The 19,227-nt window shown below is 43.0% G+C and carries 22 protein-coding genes and 1 tRNA gene; 6 read left to right on the plus strand and 17 right to left on the minus strand.

The annotated features are described in order from the left end of the window. Positions 1-110: 110 nt before the first annotated feature. From ACM2FC_RS22490 to mutY, 4 genes are all read right to left on the minus strand, one after another. Positions 111-186 (minus strand) — tRNA-Phe (locus tag ACM2FC_RS22490). Between the two features lie 103 nt (positions 187-289). Beyond that, positions 290-1,423, minus strand: a complete 1,134-nt coding sequence (gene mltC, locus ACM2FC_RS22495) for a membrane-bound lytic murein transglycosylase MltC (protein ID WP_498483286.1) — start codon at positions 1,421-1,423, stop codon at positions 290-292. Between the two features lie 105 nt (positions 1,424-1,528). Beyond that, the gene (locus ACM2FC_RS22500; RefSeq protein ID WP_237360791.1) at positions 1,529-1,801 is read right to left on the minus strand and encodes an oxidative damage protection protein; all 273 of its coding nucleotides are present in this window, start codon (positions 1,799-1,801) and stop codon (positions 1,529-1,531) included. Beyond that, complete coding sequence (gene mutY / locus ACM2FC_RS22505) at positions 1,798-2,874, minus strand: A/G-specific adenine glycosylase (RefSeq protein ID WP_498483287.1); 1,077 nt, start codon at positions 2,872-2,874, stop codon at positions 1,798-1,800. The genes ACM2FC_RS22500 and mutY overlap by 4 nt, the downstream gene beginning before the upstream one ends. A 196-nt stretch (positions 2,875-3,070) precedes the next feature. Between mutY and trmB the strand changes: the two genes are divergently transcribed. Further along, entirely contained in the window at positions 3,071-3,790 is a 720-nt protein-coding gene (trmB, locus tag ACM2FC_RS22510; RefSeq protein ID WP_498483288.1) for a tRNA (guanosine(46)-N7)-methyltransferase TrmB, read from the plus strand. Positions 3,791-3,879: 89 nt separating this feature from the next. Continuing rightward, complete coding sequence (gene glsB / locus ACM2FC_RS22515) at positions 3,880-4,800, plus strand: glutaminase B (RefSeq protein ID WP_498483303.1); 921 nt, start codon at positions 3,880-3,882, stop codon at positions 4,798-4,800. 50 nt (positions 4,801-4,850) lie between these two features. Here glsB and hemW read toward each other — a convergent pair whose 3' ends face one another. From hemW to ACM2FC_RS22545, 6 genes are all read right to left on the minus strand, one after another. Then, a complete protein-coding gene (hemW, locus tag ACM2FC_RS22520) occupies positions 4,851-6,041 on the minus strand; it encodes a radical SAM family heme chaperone HemW (RefSeq protein WP_498483289.1) in 1,191 nt (396 codons plus the stop codon). Between the two features lie 2 nt (positions 6,042-6,043). Continuing rightward, positions 6,044-6,643, minus strand: coding sequence for an XTP/dITP diphosphatase (locus ACM2FC_RS22525; RefSeq protein WP_498483290.1), 600 nt, complete (start codon positions 6,641-6,643; stop codon positions 6,044-6,046). Between the two features lie 44 nt (positions 6,644-6,687). Beyond that, on the minus strand, positions 6,688-7,116 hold the full coding sequence (locus ACM2FC_RS22530; protein WP_498483291.1) for a DUF4426 domain-containing protein: 429 nt from the start codon (positions 7,114-7,116) through the stop codon (positions 6,688-6,690). Between the two features lie 117 nt (positions 7,117-7,233). Then, entirely contained in the window at positions 7,234-7,794 is a 561-nt protein-coding gene (locus tag ACM2FC_RS22535; RefSeq protein WP_498483292.1) for a YggT family protein, read from the minus strand. Positions 7,795-7,817: 23 nt separating this feature from the next. Continuing rightward, on the minus strand, positions 7,818-8,636 hold the full coding sequence (gene proC / locus ACM2FC_RS22540; RefSeq protein WP_498483293.1) for a pyrroline-5-carboxylate reductase: 819 nt from the start codon (positions 8,634-8,636) through the stop codon (positions 7,818-7,820). A 32-nt stretch (positions 8,637-8,668) separates the two neighbouring features. Continuing rightward, positions 8,669-9,376, minus strand: a complete 708-nt coding sequence (locus ACM2FC_RS22545) for a YggS family pyridoxal phosphate-dependent enzyme (protein ID WP_498483294.1) — start codon at positions 9,374-9,376, stop codon at positions 8,669-8,671. A 39-nt stretch (positions 9,377-9,415) separates the two neighbouring features. Here ACM2FC_RS22545 and ACM2FC_RS22550 point away from each other — a divergent pair, with 39 nt between their 5' ends. The 3 genes from ACM2FC_RS22550 (at position 9,416) to ACM2FC_RS22560 (ending at position 12,980) form a co-directional block, all read left to right on the plus strand. Next, positions 9,416-10,453, plus strand: a complete 1,038-nt coding sequence (locus tag ACM2FC_RS22550; RefSeq protein ID WP_498483295.1) for a type IV pilus twitching motility protein PilT — start codon at positions 9,416-9,418, stop codon at positions 10,451-10,453. Positions 10,454-10,463: 10 nt separating this feature from the next. After that, complete coding sequence (locus ACM2FC_RS22555) at positions 10,464-11,567, plus strand: PilT/PilU family type 4a pilus ATPase (protein WP_498483296.1); 1,104 nt, start codon at positions 10,464-10,466, stop codon at positions 11,565-11,567. 231 nt (positions 11,568-11,798) lie between these two features. Beyond that, positions 11,799-12,980, plus strand: coding sequence for an iron-containing alcohol dehydrogenase (locus tag ACM2FC_RS22560; protein WP_498483297.1), 1,182 nt, complete (start codon positions 11,799-11,801; stop codon positions 12,978-12,980). 160 nt (positions 12,981-13,140) lie between these two features. Here the strand turns inward: ACM2FC_RS22560 and ruvX are convergent, their stop codons facing one another. From ruvX to metK, 7 genes are all read right to left on the minus strand, one after another. After that, the gene (gene ruvX / locus ACM2FC_RS22565; RefSeq protein ID WP_498483298.1) at positions 13,141-13,563 is read right to left on the minus strand and encodes a Holliday junction resolvase RuvX; all 423 of its coding nucleotides are present in this window, start codon (positions 13,561-13,563) and stop codon (positions 13,141-13,143) included. Positions 13,564-13,635: 72 nt separating this feature from the next. Continuing rightward, complete coding sequence (locus ACM2FC_RS22570) at positions 13,636-14,199, minus strand: YqgE/AlgH family protein (RefSeq protein ID WP_498483299.1); 564 nt, start codon at positions 14,197-14,199, stop codon at positions 13,636-13,638. A 55-nt stretch (positions 14,200-14,254) separates the two neighbouring features. Further along, positions 14,255-15,202, minus strand: a complete 948-nt coding sequence (gshB, locus tag ACM2FC_RS22575; protein WP_498483304.1) for a glutathione synthase — start codon at positions 15,200-15,202, stop codon at positions 14,255-14,257. 12 nt (positions 15,203-15,214) lie between these two features. Continuing rightward, positions 15,215-15,946, minus strand: coding sequence for a 16S rRNA (uracil(1498)-N(3))-methyltransferase (rsmE, locus tag ACM2FC_RS22580; RefSeq protein ID WP_498483300.1), 732 nt, complete (start codon positions 15,944-15,946; stop codon positions 15,215-15,217). 61 nt (positions 15,947-16,007) lie between these two features. Further along, complete coding sequence (locus ACM2FC_RS22585) at positions 16,008-16,514, minus strand: SprT family zinc-dependent metalloprotease (RefSeq protein ID WP_498483305.1); 507 nt, start codon at positions 16,512-16,514, stop codon at positions 16,008-16,010. 76 nt (positions 16,515-16,590) lie between these two features. Then, entirely contained in the window at positions 16,591-17,388 is a 798-nt protein-coding gene (locus tag ACM2FC_RS22590) for a DUF2189 domain-containing protein (RefSeq protein ID WP_498483301.1), read from the minus strand. 260 nt (positions 17,389-17,648) lie between these two features. Next, positions 17,649-18,800: a methionine adenosyltransferase gene (metK, locus tag ACM2FC_RS22595; RefSeq protein WP_498483302.1), complete on the minus strand. Its 1,152-nt coding sequence runs from the start codon at positions 18,798-18,800 to the stop codon at positions 17,649-17,651. Between the two features lie 330 nt (positions 18,801-19,130). Here metK and ACM2FC_RS22600 point away from each other — a divergent pair. Beyond that, positions 19,131-19,227 (plus strand): thiamine pyrophosphate-binding protein (locus tag ACM2FC_RS22600; protein WP_498483306.1); only part of this gene is annotated, 97 nt, incomplete at its 3' end.

A 19,227-nucleotide genomic window follows, 5' to 3' on the forward strand; every position in this document is an offset into this window, starting at 1 on the left:
CTGGTGACCTACTGATTACAAGTCAGTTGCTCTACCTACTGAGCTAAGTCGGCACGCTTTATTTTTTGCACTAGCGCTTATCTAAATGATTAAGCGATAACACCAAATTGTGGTGCCCGGAGGCGGAATCGAACCACCGACACGAGGATTTTCAATCCTCTGCTCTACCGACTGAGCTATCCGGGCAACGGAGCGCTATTAAACGGATTTTCCGCTCTCACGTCAACTGGTTTTTGTAAAAAAGGCCAAATTGTTGTTTGAGTGGTGATAATTTATACAGAAATGAGAGTTAGGTTTTATTGGCGTTAAATTCTTTTTTAAATTTAGTGACTTTTTCCAAGTAGCGGCGTGACTCAGAGCTTGGGTGTTTTTTAGTGAGCGCCCAATAAACTTGATTAGGTTGTAGTGAATTGAGATCTCTCATTGCTCTGGTTCGATTGCGATCAAAGGTATTCAAAACACCGCCAGCGCCGCCGTTGTAAGCGGAGATCATGCTGTATTCTAGAGAGAGCGGATTACGAACGTCTTTTAAATAGCGAGTTTTCAAAAGATAGAAGTACGCGGTTCCTGTATCGATATTGTTCTCAGGATTAAATAAGTACTCAGGCGAAGGTTGTCCCGAGCGATTCTTAACCAATTTAAACACGTCTCTACCAGCAGTCTTAGGTACCACCTGCATCAAACCATAAGCATTGGCCCAGCTTACCGCATAGGGGTTAAAGCTACTTTCGGTCTTAATGATGGCGTAGATTAGATCCTCAGGAATACCGTATTTACGTGATGCTTTTCGAACGATGCTTGCATATTGATAGCTTCGGATCTGCATTTGATCCTGTACCATAGGAATTTCTACATAATAAGCTTTTTTGAAATCAACAGTTTTCACTTTTATCTTATTGGCAATTAAATAATTGGCGAAACGATTGGCACGCCAAGACCATTGTATGGGTTGATTATCTTCGTCTAAGACCTGCCGATACAAAAACGGCTGTCCTTCCAGTTTGATGCTTTTAGAAGAGAATAGATCCACTTGGGAAGGGTTGTCAGGGGTCAGTAAGGTGGTGATGATGGCTTTGCGCAAGTGCTCTTTTGGTTCAGTTGAAGCTATGGTTTCAACGACTATCGTACCTTTACTGAAATTGACTTCTGTACGACTGAGGTAGTTATCGATGTACTTAACGTAGTTGCTTTTGCCAGCGATGCGAATTTCTTTGCTGCCCCAACGTTTTTCTATATTCCCTGAAAAACTGTTGATTAGTGCATCAAAAGCAGCGGTATCTTTAGTGTATTGGCCGGGAAGTTGCGCTAGGTTTTTCGCGAAACGATTAGTGGGTTCATAATTGACGTCATAAATGCTCTCGACAAACTCTCGACTGCAACCAGCCAATATTATCGTTGAAAGGAGAAAAATTAATTTCTTCATGCCGTCCCAAATATCCCTTTAAGTCGTTTAGCGTATTTACTCTACATCTTATTCAAAAAAGGCACCAAACTTAAAAATTTGATGCCTTTTGAGTATAAGAGGAAATTATTCACTAGGTGGGGTATAGCCCTCAATGTGAACATCTTTTCCTTCAAATAAGAAATTGACCATCTCTGTCTCAATCAGTTTACGATGCTCTGGATCCATCATATTGAGCTTTTTCTCGTTGATTAGCATCGTTTGTTTATGTTGCCACTGTGCCCATGCTTCTTTTGATATGTTGTCAAAAATACGCTTGCCAAGATCGCCAGGGTAAAGTTGAAAGTCTAGGCCTTCTGCCTCTTTATTTAGGCGGGCACAAAATACGGTGCGGCTCATAGTGATTCCTCGTGAATATTGGTATGAAGTTCATGTGGCAGCGACTCAATAAGTTGCTTAACAGGAGCTGCCAATCCGACTTCTTGTGGTTGAGATAAGTTATACCAAAGACCTTGGCTGGCTTCCATGACCATTTCTGGCTGTTTTGATATATCAATCAAAACAGGCGTAATATCTAAATGGTAATGGCTAAAGGTATGACGAAAAGAAATCAGCTGGCTTCGCTTGATAATATCATCTGCTTGTATTGCTCTATTCTCTAGCTGGGCGGAAATCTGTGCTTCACCATTTTCTGGAAAGCAGTACAAGCCTCCCCAGATACCAGCTGGTGGCCGTTGTTCAAGCCAAACATGGTTGTTGTGATGCAAAATAACAAACCAAGTCTCTTTTACAGGTTTTTCTTTTTTCGGCTTTTTGCCCGGATAATCCAGCTGGTTACCTTGCTTGTTAGATACGCAAAATTTGCTAACTGGGCAAAGAGAGCACTTTGGTTTGCTTCTGGTACACACCATCGCGCCCATGTCCATCATGGCTTGGTTATATTTATCCGTATCAGATTCAGGTGTGTGCTGCTCTGCTATTTCCCAAAGCCGATTCTCTACTTTCTTTTGTCCCGGCCAACCTTGCACCGCGAAACTTCTCGCGAGGGTTCGTTTTACGTTGCCATCTAAAATAGCAAAAGGCTTTTTATAAACCGAAGAGAGCACTGCAGCAGCGGTAGAGCGGCCTACTCCCGGGAGAGCATTCATGGCTTCTAACTCAGTAGGAAATTCTCCCTTATGCTCATCTCGAACGATTTGTGCTGCTTTATGTAGATTACGAGCTCGAGCGTAATACCCCAAGCCCGTCCAAAGATGCAATACTTCATCCTGATGAGCATTGGCCAAATCAGTCACGGTAGGGAATCGTTCAAGAAATCGCTCAAAATAGGGAATGACGGTTGCTACTTGAGTTTGCTGTAGCATTATTTCTGAAAGCCAAACGCTATAGGCGGTTTTGTTTTGTTGCCAAGGTAAGTTTTTTCGACCGTAAGCGTCATACCAATCGAGTATTGCAGAAGCAAAAGGAGTCACAGAGTTTTCGCCTTTGAAATTTGTATTCGTCTAATAATGCGAAATTGCATCACACTTTGCGCTCGTTATACAACCAGTAAATTGTAGGGGATTAAAGAATTGTGCCGTTCTAATTCGATAAAAACTTGCACCAAAGCTATTTCTTTGGATAATCACAAATCCGCGAATGCAAGACCAATTTTTAAGCAGGCAGAAAATGAGTGACGTAACCACAAATGAATACACCGAAGACGGCAAACTTGTACGTAAAGTGAGAAGCTTCGTTCGTCGTGAAGGGCGCTTGACCAAAGGTCAAGAAACTGCGATGAAAGAGTGCTGGCCGACAATGGGTATCGATTATCAAGAACAGCTACTTGATTGGAATACGGTATTTGGTAACGACAATCCTGTGGTTTTGGAAATTGGTTTTGGCATGGGCGCATCATTAGTTGAAATGGCTAAGAACGCACCTGAGAAAAACTTCATCGGTATCGAAGTGCACAGTCCGGGTGTTGGTGCTTGCTTAGCGGCCGCGAAAGAGGCTGAACTAACAAACCTGAGAGTGATGTGCCACGACGCTGTCGAAGTGTTCGCCAACATGATTCCTGACAACAGCTTGCACATGCTGCAACTGTTTTTCCCAGACCCTTGGCATAAAAAACGTCATCATAAGCGCCGTATTGTTCAGCTTGAGTTTGCTGCGATGGTCAGAGGCAAGCTGATTCTAGATCAAGGTATATTCCATATGGCAACCGACTGGGAAAATTACGCAGAGCATATGATTGAAATCATGGAGCAAGCTCCAGGGTTTGAAAACATTGCTGAAGAGGGACATTTTGTTCCTCGTCCAGAATCTAGACCGCTAACAAAATTTGAAGCTCGCGGTCATAGGCTAGGGCATGGTGTTTGGGATATTCAATACAAGCGTACTCAATAGATTTTTATTCTCCATAACCTAACAATGATTTGATGTAAGCCAACCAAAATGTGTTGGCTTTTTACTCTTTGGGAGTTAAGACTTCGATGATAAAACCAACTGATGATATTTTATCTGAAATCCTAGAAGAAGTTCGACCACTTATTGGACAAGGGAAGGTGGCCGATTACATTCCAGCGCTTGCGAAAGTTGAACATAGTAAGCTGGGTATTGCTGTATGTACTAACGAAGGTGAAGTCTTTAAAGCGGGAGACTCATCAGAGCAGTTTTCTATCCAATCGATTTCGAAAGTGCTTGGGCTAACTCTAGCTATGGGGTTGTACAAGCCAGACGAGATTTGGCAAAGGGTGGGTAAAGAACCTTCTGGTCAGGCTTTTAATTCAATGATTCAGCTGGAAATGGAACACGGTATTCCGCGTAACCCATTTATTAATGCTGGTGCGATTGTCATTTCCGATTTGCTGTTTAGCCGCTTGTCGGCGCCAAGGCAGCGTTTGCTTGAGTTTGTACGTCAGCTTTCGGGCAATAGCCATATTGTTTACGACAAGATAGTCGCGGCGTCTGAGATGATGCACAGTGATAGAAATGCTTCGATTGCTTATCTGATGCGTTCATTCGGCAACTTTGATAATGAAGTGATCCCTGTGTTGAACAACTATTTCCATGCTTGTGCATTGAAGTTAAGCTGCGAACAGTTGGCAATTACCCATAGTTATTTAGCCAATAAAGGCGTTTCAGTTCAAACCGGGCAGAAAGTGTTAGAGCCCAACCAAACGAAGCAGTTGAATGCACTTCTTGCGACATGCGGTTTGTATGATGGTGCAGGTTCGTTTGCTTATAGAGTTGGTATGCCGGGTAAATCTGGTGTTGGCGGTGGCATTATCGCGGTAGTTCCGGGTGACATGACGATTGCAGTTTGGTCTCCAGAGTTGGATGAATCTGGTAACTCATTGGCTGGCACCAAAGCGTTAGAGCTTCTTTCAGAGCGTATTGGACGCTCGATTTTCTAAGATCTTAAATTCGCTATTAATATCAATTGAGGCGCTTATCGCGCCTCTTATTACGTTAACGGATAATCGTCTTCTTCGCTAACAAACGCCTCAAGCAAATCATTTAAAAATAATTTACCTTTTTGAGTAATTTGCCAATCTGTTTCAGATTCTAATAGCAGCTCTTTTTCTACCGCCCAGTTTATTGTCTCTGCAATGGTGTCAAGAGAAAGCCCTGTTGTATCCACGAATCCTTGTTTAGGGCAGGCTTCAATCAGCCTGAAGCGGTTCATAAAGAACTCAAATGGCCGATCTTTTTCCAGAATATGCGTTTCTTCGTACAGATACGGTTTCACCAAATTATCTTTGGCAGCCAGATAGCCCCTAGGGTGTTTAATTTTATTGGTTCGCAGGATTCGTCCGTCAGCAAAGCTGATTTTGCCATGAGCACCACAACCAATGCCCAAATAATCGCCAAAACGCCAATAGTTGAGGTTGTGCTGACACTGATAATCCGGCTTGCTGTAGCCCGAAATTTCATATTGTACATAACCTGCCTCGGTGAGTTTTTGATGACCTTTATCGAAGATATCCCAAAGGTCGTCATCATTGGGGAGGGTTGGCGTTTTATAGAAAAACTGCGTGTTTGGCTCAATGGTGAGTTGATACCAAGATAAATGCGGTGGGTTTAACTCTATGGCTTTATCAAGATCAGTCAGTGCTTGCTCGATACTCTGATCCGGCAAACCATGCATTAAATCTAGGTTAAAGCTATTTAGGCCTATTTTGTGTGCCAGTTTGGCAGCGCGTACAGCTTCAGTTTCGCCATGTATCCGACCTAAGCTTTCTAGCTTGGCTTGTTCAAAGCTTTGTACACCAATCGAAATACGAGTCACACCTGTTTCTCGATACTGCTCAAACCTATCGGCTTCTATCGTGCCGGGGTTGGCTTCCATGGTAATTTCAATGTCAGAAGAAAAGTCTAGTTGCAGCTGAACACCATTAAGCAAGGTTTTTATACCATGTGCAGAGACGAGGCTCGGCGTACCACCACCAATAAATATTGATTTTAACGGTCTTGGGTTTTTATTTAGCTTGTAGCGAGCAATATCGTTAGCCAAATCTTCCAGTAATGCCTCAATGTACTGCTCTTCGGGGATCTCATGTTTAAGTGTATGAGAGTTAAAGTCGCAATACGGGCATTTCTGCACACACCAAGGGATATGGATGTACAGGCTAAGTGGCGGCGGTACTATCTTCATGGTTATTGAGCTTGCTCTGATAAAGCCGCAAACAGCTTCTTCAGTGCTTTGCCACGGTGAGAAAGTTGTTTTTTCTGCTCCGGTTTCAGCTCTGCTGATGCGCAGTTTGTTTCTGGCACGTAGAAGATAGGATCGTAACCAAAGCCATTTTCTCCGTGTGCTTCATTGAGTATTCTGCCTTCCCAGCTACCGTGACAAACGATAGGCGTCGGATCGTCTTTATGACGCATGAAGACTAAAACGCAGTGAAAACGCGCTGTACGCTGCTCCTCAGGAACATTTTGCAGTGCATCAAGCAGTTTGTTCAAGTTATCTAGGTCAGATGCACCTTCGCCAGCGTAGCGAGCTGAATAGATCCCCGGAGCGCCTTTTAAGAAGTCCACTTCGAGTCCGGAATCATCCGCAATCGCAGGTAGGCCTGTTTCCATCGCAGCGTGGCGCGCTTTGATAATGGCGTTTTCAATAAACGTCGTGCCAGTTTCTGCAACTTCAGAGACGTTGAACTCGCTTTGTGCAAGAACTTCAAAGCCAAATTCCGCCAGTAGATCTGACATTTCACGTACTTTGCCTTGGTTACCTGTGGCTAGAACTATTTTACTCATGATGGGTTCCAATCGGTATCTGCCTACAAATTTCTATTGGGCAGTTATTCGTCGACATAAAATTTTTGGTTGAACTTTATAGTACCCGCGCCTTTTGTTCCAGCATCAATATCGATATTGAAAGTAATATTCTCTTCGTTGGTGATGGGGAATTCAGCAATGTAGTAAATAGCATCGCCTTCTTTAATTTCATTGAACGCCAGTTTTCTGGTGTTGCCGACCAAGTTTTTGCTGGTGGCTGTAATGGCCGCTTCTGTTGCTGGCTTACCCGCTTTTGAGCGATCCAAAATGCTGATGTTCAGTATGGCAGTGTAGCCGTTGCGTTTCAGTTTGTAGTTTTTGGCAATTTTCGGGGTTAGGAATGTTGAGTTAAGAGCTGAATAGTGCACTTCTAAGTCTTTAATATTTTTGGCTTGTTCAGCCCAAGAGGGAAGCGCAAATACAACAATAATTAGAGCGAGAATCCATTTCATCGTTATGTGTCCATTGATTAGAAGTTATAGCTTTCAAAACTACAGAAACAAAAGAAACCATCAAGTGGATGGCTTCTTTATTGTCACTGTTAGAAAATCAGCTTTCTGTGATAGAGATTATAGTTGGAACCAAATGGGCCCGATCATATTTCCGATTAAGATATTGAGGAACTGAAGTAGAATAAACAGTACCAGAACACTTAAATCTAGCCCGCCCATTACAGGAATAATACGGCGAATTGGCGCTAAGAATGGTTCGGTTAACTGGTGGAATACGTACTCAATTGGGCTACGTCCTTGACTTACCCAGCTCATAATTGCGCGAATAAGTAGAATCCAAAATAGCAAGCCACCGGCTGCTTTTATCAGAGATAAAAGTCCAACAAACAGAAGCCCAGTGCTAAACCCAGAGGCAGCGCCACTAGATGCCACAAGGTTCATCACGGCAAACTTCAGCACAGATAAAACATATGCAAATAGTAATGTCGCCATATCAAGGCTGCCGATGGAAGGAATGACTCTTCTCAACGGTGCAACAACTGGCTGCGTCGCTTTGACGATGAACTGAGAAAATGGATTGTAAAAGTCAGCGCGCGCGGCTTGCAGCCAAATGCGCAAGATCACCACCATGATGTAAAGATCAAAAAAGGTGCGGATCAGAAATAAAAATGCGTCCATAAATGGCCCTTTCAGTAATTAAATTAAAATAAGTTTTCCATTTCTTCTGCACGAGTAACAGCGGCTTGCATTGCTTTTGCGACAATGTCGTTAAGCTGCTGCTCGTTAAATGTTCTTAGCGCTTCTGCTGTGGTGCCACCTTTTGAAGTCACTTGCTCCCTCAGTGTAGACAATTCAGTACCAGGGTTGGCGGCAACCATATGAGCTGCGCCCAAAGCTGCTTGTTGTATCAACATGCGTGCTGTCTCTTTGTCGAATCCTTGTGACATAGCTTCAGCCTGCATCGCTTCCATAAACAGGAAGAAATAGGCTGGTGCGCTGCCAGCTGCAGCAATAATATTGTTGATGCCGGATTCTTCTTCTACCCAGCAGGTTTTACCAACAGCAGACATCAGTTCTGAAGCATATTGCCTATCAGATTCATCGACGTTGCTTGCAGCAAAAAGCCCACTCATACCAAGACCTACTAATGATGGGGTATTTGGCATCACACGTACAAGCTTTAAAGTTTGACCAAACATTTCATTAAAGCGCTGACACTTAATGCCCGCTGCGATAGAAATAACCAGCTTACCCGTTAAATCTAGATGCTTTAATTGGTTGGCAACGTCTTGCATGATTTGTGGTTTAACAGCTAATACAACGACTTCAGCGTATTTTACTGACTCGATGTTATCGCTACTGGTATTAATGGAAAATGAATTGGCAAGCTCTTCTCTTTTACCCGGGCTTGGATTGGTCGCGGTAATCAGCTTAGCAGGGTAGTCACTCGCGACTAATCCAGCAATAATCGAACGTGTCATATTGCCTGCACCGACGAAGGTGATCTTTTTATAGTTCATTGTTTACCTTTTCATACCTTAATCGTGTCGATTTATCGGTTGCTGTAATCTCTCGTTCCGAAGATAGCAGTGCCAATACGCACCATGGTGCTACCAGCTTCAATCGCTGCTTCCATATCTCCACTCATGCCCATAGATAGTGTATCGATATGATCAAATTTCTCTGACAGCTTCTCTTTCAGTTGAGCCAGTTGTTGAAATGCATTCAGTTGCGATTGGTAGTCACTGACATTCGCTGGAATTGACATCAATCCTCTTAAAGTGAGGTTAGGTAAAGATGAAATCAACTCTGCCAGCTCAAATATTTCACTTTCTGTGGTTCCAGACTTGGAATTTTCGCCACTGGTGTTGACTTGAATAAGCACTTGCAAAGGCTTTTTATCAGCAGGTCTTTGGTCGTTCAATCTTTGTGCAATCTTAGCTCTGTCAATTGTGTGCACCCAATCAAAACTCTCTGAGACGAGTTTGGTTTTATTGGATTGAATTGGTCCGATAAAGTGCCATTCAAGACTCAATGCTGGTTCAACTTCCCCAATTTTATGGACTTTTTCGACACCTTCTTGGACATAGTTTTCGCCAAAAGCGACTTGTCCAGCTTTTGCTGCTTCGACAATGTCTGCGAGTGGTTTTGTTTTACTCACCGCTAAAAGTTGCACGGAGTCTGGAGCTCGTCCACACTTTTGTTGAGCACTATGGATCAGTGAGCGGATATGTTCGATATTTTGTTGAATATTACTCATGGCGCATTTTATTAGGTTAATAGACCCTAAGGAATTTAAATGGATATTGCTGAGTTATTGGATTTTAGTGTAAAGCATAATGCTTCAGATCTACACCTTTCTGCAGGTGTTTCTCCCATGATACGAATTGATGGTGAAGTTAGGAAGCTCGGTGTGCCTGCTTTATCTCATGCCGAAGTTCATCACCTAGTCTTTGACATCATGAATGATGGTCAGAGAAGTGAATTTGAAGAGCGGCTAGAGGTAGACTTCTCCTATCAACTTCCAGACGTTGGACGTTTTCGTGTCAACGCTTTCAATCAGTCTCGAGGTTGCTCAGCGGTCTTTCGTACGATTCCTGTTGATATCCCAACCTTAGAGCAGTTAGATGCACCGAATATTTTTGAAAAAATCTCTAATTATGAAAAAGGTTTGGTGTTGGTAACCGGACCAACAGGTTCCGGTAAATCGACCACATTAGCCGCGATGGTCGATTATATTAACACTCATCACAACAAGCATATCCTAACCATTGAAGATCCAATTGAGTTTGTCCACAACAACAAAAAATGTTTGATTAACCAAAGAGAAGTACACCGCGATACCCTCAGTTTCAACAATGCGCTTCGAAGCGCGCTACGTGAAGATCCAGATGTCATCCTCGTTGGTGAATTACGTGATCAAGAAACCATCAGCTTGGCTCTGACCGCGGCTGAAACGGGCCATTTAGTGTTTGGCACCCTGCATACTAGCTCGGCGGCCAAAACCATAGACAGAATTATTGATGTATTCCCCGGGGCGGACAAGAGCATGGTACGTTCTATGCTGTCTGAATCACTTCGAGCCGTGATTGCGCAAAAACTTCTGAAACGAGTGGGTGGTGGGCGTGTCGCTTGCCACGAAATTATGATTGCGACCCCTGCTATTAGAAACCTTGTTCGCGAAGATAAAATTGCCCAGATGTTTTCAATTATTCAAACTGGTGCCGCTCATGGGATGGTGACGATGGAGCAAAATGCTAAGCAGCTTCTCGCACAAGGAGTGGTTGATATGGAAGAAGTGCAGAAGAAAGTTGAGATAGATACGGGATCGGTGTAAAGGAGCAACCATGAACTTAAATCAATGTTTGCATGAGATGATTTCACGTAAAGCATCGGATCTCTATATTACCGTTGGTAAGCCAGTTTCCTTTCGTGTTGATGGAAGCCTGACAACCCAAGGAAATCCTCTTGAGCAAAGTGAGCTGATTAACATGCTTAGTTCAGCGATGGATAAAGAGAGCTGGGATAAGTTTGAACAAAGTCGAGAGGCAAACTTTGCTATCGTGCGTGATGAAGGACGTTTTAGGATCAGTGCTTTTTTTCAACGTGAAATGCCAGGTGCAGTGATTCGCAGAATTGAAACCACAATTCCTACGATTGACAGTTTAAAACTGCCCAAGGTGATCAATGACCTGTCCGTAGCGAAAAGGGGTTTAGTGCTGGTTGTTGGAGCGACGGGATCGGGTAAATCAACTACATTGGCAGCCATGGTTGGTCATCGCAATCAGCACACTCAAGGGCATATTCTGACCGTCGAAGATCCGATTGAATTTGTTCACGAACACAACCAATGTATCGTAACTCAAAGAGAAGTTGGACTAGACACCCTAAGTTACGAAACAGCTTTAAAGAACTCTCTGCGTCAGGCTCCGGATATGATTTTAATCGGTGAAATTCGTAATCGTGAGACGATGGAATATGCGATGACATTCGCTGAAACAGGCCATTTATGTGTTGCGACTTTGCATGCCAACAATGCGAACCAAGCCATTGAACGTATTCTGCATTTGGTGTCGAAGGAACGTAAAGAGCAGTTCTTGTTCGATCTTTCCATCAACTTGAAAGGGATTATTGCTCAGCAGCTCGTGAGAGATAAACAAGGAAACGGACGCCATGGGGTGTTTGAGATTTTGCTCAATACATCTCGTATGTCCGATTTATTGCGCCGCGGAGAATTGCATGAACTCAAAGCTACCATGGTGAAATCGAAAGAACACGGCATGCTTACTTTTGATCAATCGCTTTATCAGTTAGTTGTAGATGATCTTATTAGTGAAGAAGATGCATTGCATCACGCAGATTCTGCGAATGATCTAAGAATCATGCTCAAGTCTAATCAAGTTTCGGCGAAGCAATCAACACTGCATGATGTGAAGATCGATATGGATTAAATTTATCCTTTAGGCAATTACATACCTTTCTGTCTGTCAGTAGTTGATAGGTAAGAATGCACTAGTGACGCTAATGTTTGTGTAGTCTCATATATTAAAAAATCAAGCTTTTATAAATTAATTATTAGTTTATAAACAATCTTCTTGAATTAATTAAAATGCCGTTTCATAATTACCTGCTGTTTTTGGGTGTTAACGTTTACACCCAGTATTTGTATGTTAGGTAAGTCGATGAATAATTTTGATTATTACAATCCAGTCAGGATTGTATTTGGTAATGGAGAAGTAAAAAGCATAGGGAAAGTGACCAAGCCACTAGGTAATAAAGTACTGTTGGTTTCTTATCTACAACATAATTTTATGGAAAAGCTATTGAGTGATGTGACAGAGTCCTTGCAAGAGCAAGGGCTGGAAGTGCTTCCTTTTTATCAAGTTGTAGCGAATCCGTTGTTGTCTTCTGTTGAGCGAGCGATCGAAATTTGTAGAGAGAATGCAGTTGATACTATAGTCGCAGTAGGTGGTGGAAGTGTCATTGATTCCGCGAAGTTTATTGCTGCTGGTGTTAAGTATTCAGGTCAAGTTTGGGATATGGTGGTTAGCTGCCCGAAAGATGACAAATCTATTCCACCGACAGAAGCACTGCCTATCGTATGCGTGTCTACAATTCCAGCGACAAGTAGCGAAATGAACAGTGGTGCTGTTCTTACCAATGATGATACCCATGAAAAAGCACACATGTTTGCAGATTGTGTTTTTCCTAAGATAGCTATCTTAGACCCTGAACTAACTTGTAGCTTGCCTGCGTATCAAACCGGTTGTGGCATTGCAGATGCTATCTCTCATGTTCTTGAAGTTTACCTGAACAACGGTCAAGAGGCGGCACTACAAAGCCGTATAATGAATGGCGTTGTAGAAACTCTTATTGAATACGCGCCTAAAGTGCTGGAGACGCCAAACGATGTCGATGCGAGAGCAAACATTCAGTGGGCAGCTGCCGTTGCTTGGAATGGCTGGACACACTGTGGTGTAAACTTTAGCGCGCCGATGCATATGATTGCTCACCCAATTTCTGCACGTCATAATGTGACTCATGGTGCGACGCTGGCAATGGTTATGCCTGCATTTATGAAATACACCGCAGACAAAAACCCAGAGATGTATATTGCCTTAGGAGAAGGCATGCTAAATATGAGCAAGCCAGCTTCTGTTGGTGCGGTGATTGATAAGTTTGAAAGCTTGTTGGTGTCACTAGGTGTGGAAACACGTTTATCTAATCGCGGTATTAAAGAGTCTGACCTTGAAGTTCTGGCTGACGATTGTGCTAGAGTCGGTTTTTCTGATGAAAACACTCTAGATGGAAAAGTGCCTCTTACCAAAGATGATGTGCTTGAAATTCTAAAGTTAGCGCTTTAATACCAACTTAGAAAATCATTGCATAGCGAAGCGAATTAGCTGGAACAAACATACATGGGCATGGATGCCCATGTTTAAGCGTACAGGATGTCTTGAGCGGTTTGTGGAAGCTTATTCGCTTAGATCAGAAGGTTAGGCTAACTGTGGCTTAAGAGGTGTGTTACTGCCACTGATGCTCAAACCAGCTTTCTAATATCACTACAGCAGACTGGCAATCGACATTGCCTTTTGTCAGTGCTTTATAGCCGCCCATCTCAAACAATTCAGATCGCGCTTCTGTTGTTGACAGGCGTTCATCGTGTAGTTCAACTTCAACACCAAACCGTCCATGAAGTCGGTTAGCAAATTTTTTAGCTCTTGGAGTGATGTCAGCTAATGCTTTGCCATGTAAGTCTGTAGGTAGGCCAACCACGACTAGATCTGGCTTCCATTCCTTAAGCTGAGCTTCAATATCATCCCAATTAGGGATGCCTTCGCTTGCTTTGAAAGCTTTAAGAGGTGATGCTGTGCCAGTCACTTCTTGACCAATTGCACTACCGATACTTTTGGTGCCAAAGTCGAATGCCATGATTGTGCGTGACATAATGTTCTCACTGAGTTTTGCTGTAGAAAAGAGAAGAGCGCTAGAGACTAGCACACTTCTAGGTTGATGTGGTTATGCGTGGCCAATTTGAGTAGATAACTGGGCGGAGTCAATGCCAAGCATTTGGACGGCTTTTTTCCACCTTTCGTGGATAGGTGTATTGAAGATGACGTCTGGATCCGCTTCAATTGTGAGCCAAGAATTTTCTGCTAGCTCAGTTTCCAATTGTCCTGCCTCCCAGCCAGAATAGCCTAACGCAACGAGGTAGCAGTCTGGCTCGGCTTCGGTGCCTAGTACACTTAAAATATCTTTTGAGGTAGTAACAGATATTTGCTCAGTCATTTGTAAGCTAGATTCATAGTGATCTTTGGGTTGGTGGAGAATAAAACCGCGATCTTCAGAAACAGGGCCACCGTTTAGTACGGGCTTTTCCAAGCTGTGCTTGAGAAGTTGAGGGTGGACAGGCTGTATGTCTACCTGCTCAAGCATGCCGCCAACAGTGATATCTATTGGAGCATTGATCATCAATCCCATAGCACCTTCTTCATTGTGCTCACACACATAAATAACTCTATGTTTGAAATAGGGATCTTTCATACCAGGCATTGCCACTAAGAAATGATTTGTAAGGTTCATAGTAACTCCAGTCCCAATAGATTTAGGAGCAGGGTTAAAGCCCTGCATCCAGTCTTCACGCCTGCAAACGGCGCTCTATTGCATCCATTAACTTCCCTGTGATTGAGATGTCGAAAGCTGCCTCAATTTCCTTTATACAAGTTGGGCTGGTTACGTTTATCTCAGTCAGCTTATCGCCAATAACGTCAAGGCCGACAAAAATCAGACCTTTATCTTTTAGTGTTGGAGCTACCGCTTCCGCAATTTGTTTGTCTGTTTCACTAAGTGGGCGAGCTTCTCCTGTTCCCCCCGCAGCGAGATTACCTCGCGTTTCTCCTTTTGCTGGAATGCGAGCCAGACAATACGGCATTGCTTCTCCATCTACCACTAGAATCCTTTTATCACCATTACTGATATCAGGAACAAATGTCTGCGCCATAGCATAGTTTTGTCCATGATTGGTCAGTGTTTCAATGATGACCGATACGTTAGGATCATTTTCCTTAACTCGGAAAATAGATGCACCTCCCATGCCATCTAGTGGTTTCAAGATCACATCACCATGTACTTCACGGAATGCTTTAATCTTGTCCGCTTTGCGAGTCACAATCGTTGTAGGGGTGAGCTCAGGGAACCAAGCTGTAAATAGCTTTTCATTACAGTCGCGTAAGCTTTGTGGCTTATTGACTATTAATGTGCCTTGTTCTTCTGCCCGTTCTAGAATATAAGTCGCGTATATATACTCTGTATCAAATGGAGGATCCTTACGCATTAAAACAGCATCGAGTTCAGAGAGCTCTATCGTTTGTTCTGACTTGAATTGATACCAGCCGTTTGGATCATCCATCAATTCTACAACTTTCGTATCCGCAATAGCGATACCTTGATCTAAGTGTAGATCATTCATTTCCATATAGTGTATTTGGTAGCCTCTGCGCTGGGCTTCTAACATCATCGCAAAGCTTGAATCTTTCTTAATGTTGATGGCCGAAATAGGATCCATCACGATACCAAGTTTAATCATTGTCATCTCCGGTTACCCTAAGTCGCCAAATCGAACTTGTAGGGCTGATATCGCAGTCAGTGCTGCTGTTTCCGTGCGTAATACTCTGGGGCCTAATAAAGTTTCTTCAAATTGATGCTTTCTCGACATTACAATTTCTTCTTCGGACAATCCACCTTCTGGGCCAATAAGTAGGCGGACTTTATTCACATTGTCGGGAAGGGTATTGATTGAGTATTTCGCACGAGGGTGTAAATTGAGTTTGAGAGCATCACTTTGTTCTGCGCACCAATCTTCTAAGCTCATGATTGGTCTAATTGTTGGAACGACGTTTCTACCACATTGCTCGCAGGCTGCAATAACAATTTTTTGCCACTGGAGCAGTTTCTTATCGAACCTTTTTGTATCTAGTTTTACGCCACAACGCTCAGAGAGCAGTGGGGTGATAGTGTTGACGCCGAGCTCAACGGATTTTTGGATAGTGAACTCCATTTTTTCACCTCGAGAGACAACTTGTCCCAGATGAAGGTCTAGGGGTGATTCAATATCCTTGTGTACTTTCTCTTGTACCTCTACTTCAACGTGTTTTTTACTGATATCAGAAATAGTACTAGGGAATTCATGCCCACTACCATCAAACAGAACAAGTTGCTGACCAACCTTCATGCGAAGCACTCGTGCTATATGACCAGCGGCGTCTTCAGATAGTTGAAGGGGTCCCAACTGAGCAATGGATTCTGGATGATAGACTCGAGGTATTCTCATGATTAAAACTAAAAATTGAGGAGTAGGGTACCCAATAAGATGGGAGTGAATACAAAAAAATTCAACCCTGACATGCGTTAATATATTTCAGAGGTTTTGTGCATTTTTTACAAAAATAGCTGGCTTGTTTTCTGATAACTTTATTGTGCCGACGCACTGTAAGTGGATACTTTGAACAACCACAAGAGTATTCAAACGTTTTTCCTTGTACCGATTGAATATCAAAACTGTGCGTTGCTAAGGGAGCCACGCGAAAGACTTCTCGCATAATATATTGCCATTCCTTTCCGTGCGGCTTAACACGACCAAAATGGTGAAAAGCAATTAGGTGTGCCACTTCATGTGGAATGACGTCATCTAAAAATGCTTGCTGGTTCTCCATTAACAATATCGGATTCAATCGAATCTGATTGAGTTGCAATAACGCTTTGCCCGCAGCTTTGCCTCTTAATTGAAAGGATACGGTCGGCAGTTGCAGTTGGCATTGGAAATATCGGTTGGCTTCAGTAATACACCAAGATAGTTTCCGTTGAATCTGATTAGTGAGTTCAGTGCTGATCATTCCGATAAAAAAGTCCTAAGCATTTAGCGAAGGACTTTTACCATATTTCAGATAACAAGTAGAAGGAGATTCCGTTTAAACCTTACTTGTGATGATTTTTTTTGATGGTTTCGTGGTACGCATGCCATGTGCCATAGCCAAGGATAGGCATAGTGACCAACATACCTATTCCATAGGTGGCAAAGCCGATTAAAAGTCCTCCACAGATAATGAAAGCCCAGACTATCATGGCTGGAATATTGGATTTTACCGCATTAAAGCTGGTGAATACGGCGGTCATCACGTCGACTCTTCTTTCCATCATTAGTGGCATTGAATAAGCGGAGATAGTGAAAATAATAACAGCCAAAACAAATCCAATTGCAGAACCAATAAGCAAAAATGGTAGGAAATCGATTAAAGGTGCGCCTTGCACAGAAGGGTAAAGAGCATGCAATAAGGCTGCGATACGCATCCAAAAGATCATTGCTACCATTAGAACAATGGCAAATGCCCATTGTGAGGTTGAATTACGTCCAATTGCTTTCATTGAATGTAGCAATGTCGCTTGATGCCCTTTCTCGCGTTCCCAGCTTGCGTCATATAGTCCGAGCGCCAAAAATGGGCCAATCAGCATATAGACAATCAAACTAGGTAAGACAACTAGGTGTGTTCCTTGCCATTGAATAAGTAAAACAATACCCACTGCAGCCAAAGTGAAACATAAGCCATAAAAAGTGCTGATGATCGGCATGCGAATAAAATCATGCAAACCGAGCGCTAACCAATGAAATGGCGCTGAAACACTGACAGTGTTGCAAGGAATGGTTCTGGCATACTCTTCGTCAGGTACTCGTTTTTGTTTGTCTTCAATATTGGAAGGGTCAACCGCTCTTGGCATGTTTCCTCCTTGTTCGAGGTGGATTGTATTAGCTGCAAATAGGTCAAATTTGTTTTTTGGGCTAAAACAGCTGGCTCATGCATGAGGGACTGAAGGAAGTGGATAATGTGATCCGCTGCACAATCAATACCTTGTTTAACTATTGATGTGCTTTTGGAAAATTACAAATTTATCGGTGTTTTTTTGAGCAAAAATAAAACCCCTGCCAAATTGCAGGGGGTTTTTATTGTTTTCGTGCTTAATTAGCTACGACTTTGGTACTAGAGACCTGCGAACTCACGTAGTAATTCTGCTTTATCTGTCGCTTCCCAAGGGAACTCGTCACGACCAAAGTGACCGTATGCCGCAGTCTTTTGATAGATTGGCTGAAGAAGGTTCAGCATTTCTTGTAGGCCATAAGGGCGTAAGTCAAAGTTCTGACGAACTGCGCCGATGATGACTTCATGAGGGACTTTTTCTGTGCCGAAAGTTTCAACCATGATAGAGGTTGGATCAGCAACACCGATAGCGTAAGAAAGTTGGATTTCACAGCGATCAGCAAGGCCTGCAGCAACAATGTTCTTAGCGACATAACGAGCCGCATAAGCAGCACTACGGTCTACTTTTGATGGATCTTTACCAGAGAAAGCACCACCACCGTGGCGAGCTGCACCGCCGTAGGTATCAACGATGATCTTACGACCCGTTAGGCCACAATCACCCATTGGACCACCGATAACAAAACGGCCTGTTGGGTTGATAAAGAAGTTTGTTTCAGCGTTGATCCACTCAGAAGGAAGTACTGGCTTGATGATCTCTTCCATTACCGCTTCACGCAAATCTGGAGTAGAGATGGAATCACAGTGTTGAGTTGAAAGTACTACTGCATCAATACCAACAATCTTACCTTGATCGTATTGGAAAGTTACCTGAGATTTTGCATCAGGGCGCAACCAAGGAAGCGTGCCATTTTTACGTACTTCAGCTTGCTTTTGCACAAGACGGTGAGAGTAGGTAATTGGTGCAGGCATTAGGATTTCAGTTTCGTTGGTTGCATAACCAAACATGATACCTTGGTCACCAGCACCTTGTTCTTTAGGATCGGCTTTGTCAACACCTTGGTTGATGTCTGGTGATTGCTTACCGATAGTGTTAAGTATCGCACATGAGTCAGCATCGAAGCCCATGTCTGAATGTACATAACCGATGTCACGAACGGTTTGGCGAGTGAGCTCTTCAATGTCTACCCAAGCAGAGGTCGTGATTTCACCGCCTACCATCACCATGCCAGTTTTAACATAAGTTTCACAGGCAACGCGAGCTTTAGGGTCTTGCTCTAAGATTGCGTCAAGAACCGCATCAGAGATTTGATCGGCGATTTTATCAGGATGACCTTCTGATACAGATTCAGAAGTAAACAAATGCTTAGCCATAATAGCTCCGTTGTAACAGTTATTAGCAAGTGCAATTTTAGCACTTGTGTATGCAATAAATTGATTGTAGAAGTTTCTACATCTAGACGTCTATTCTAGTTTTGATTACACGAAATACAAGCCCTTTTTCTGCAAATGTGTATTCCGCTTCATGCAAAAATACTTTTCTGTAAATATTTAAATACAGCGAGAAATAGCGAAAATCTGCGCAAAGTTTGACTAAAACAGGCTAAATTTGACGAGTAAATCGTTTGCAGTGATTAATTGGCTTTGAGAGAATAGCGCAGCAAAATTTTACCTTAAATTCGCGTAATGCATGCAGGAGTAGATATGTCATCTCGCAAACAACTCGCTAATGCAATTCGTGCGCTTAGCATGGATGGTGTTCAACAAGCTAACTCTGGTCACCCAGGTGCCCCAATGGGTA

It is taken from the genome of Vibrio sp. A37, from assembly GCF_059777565.1.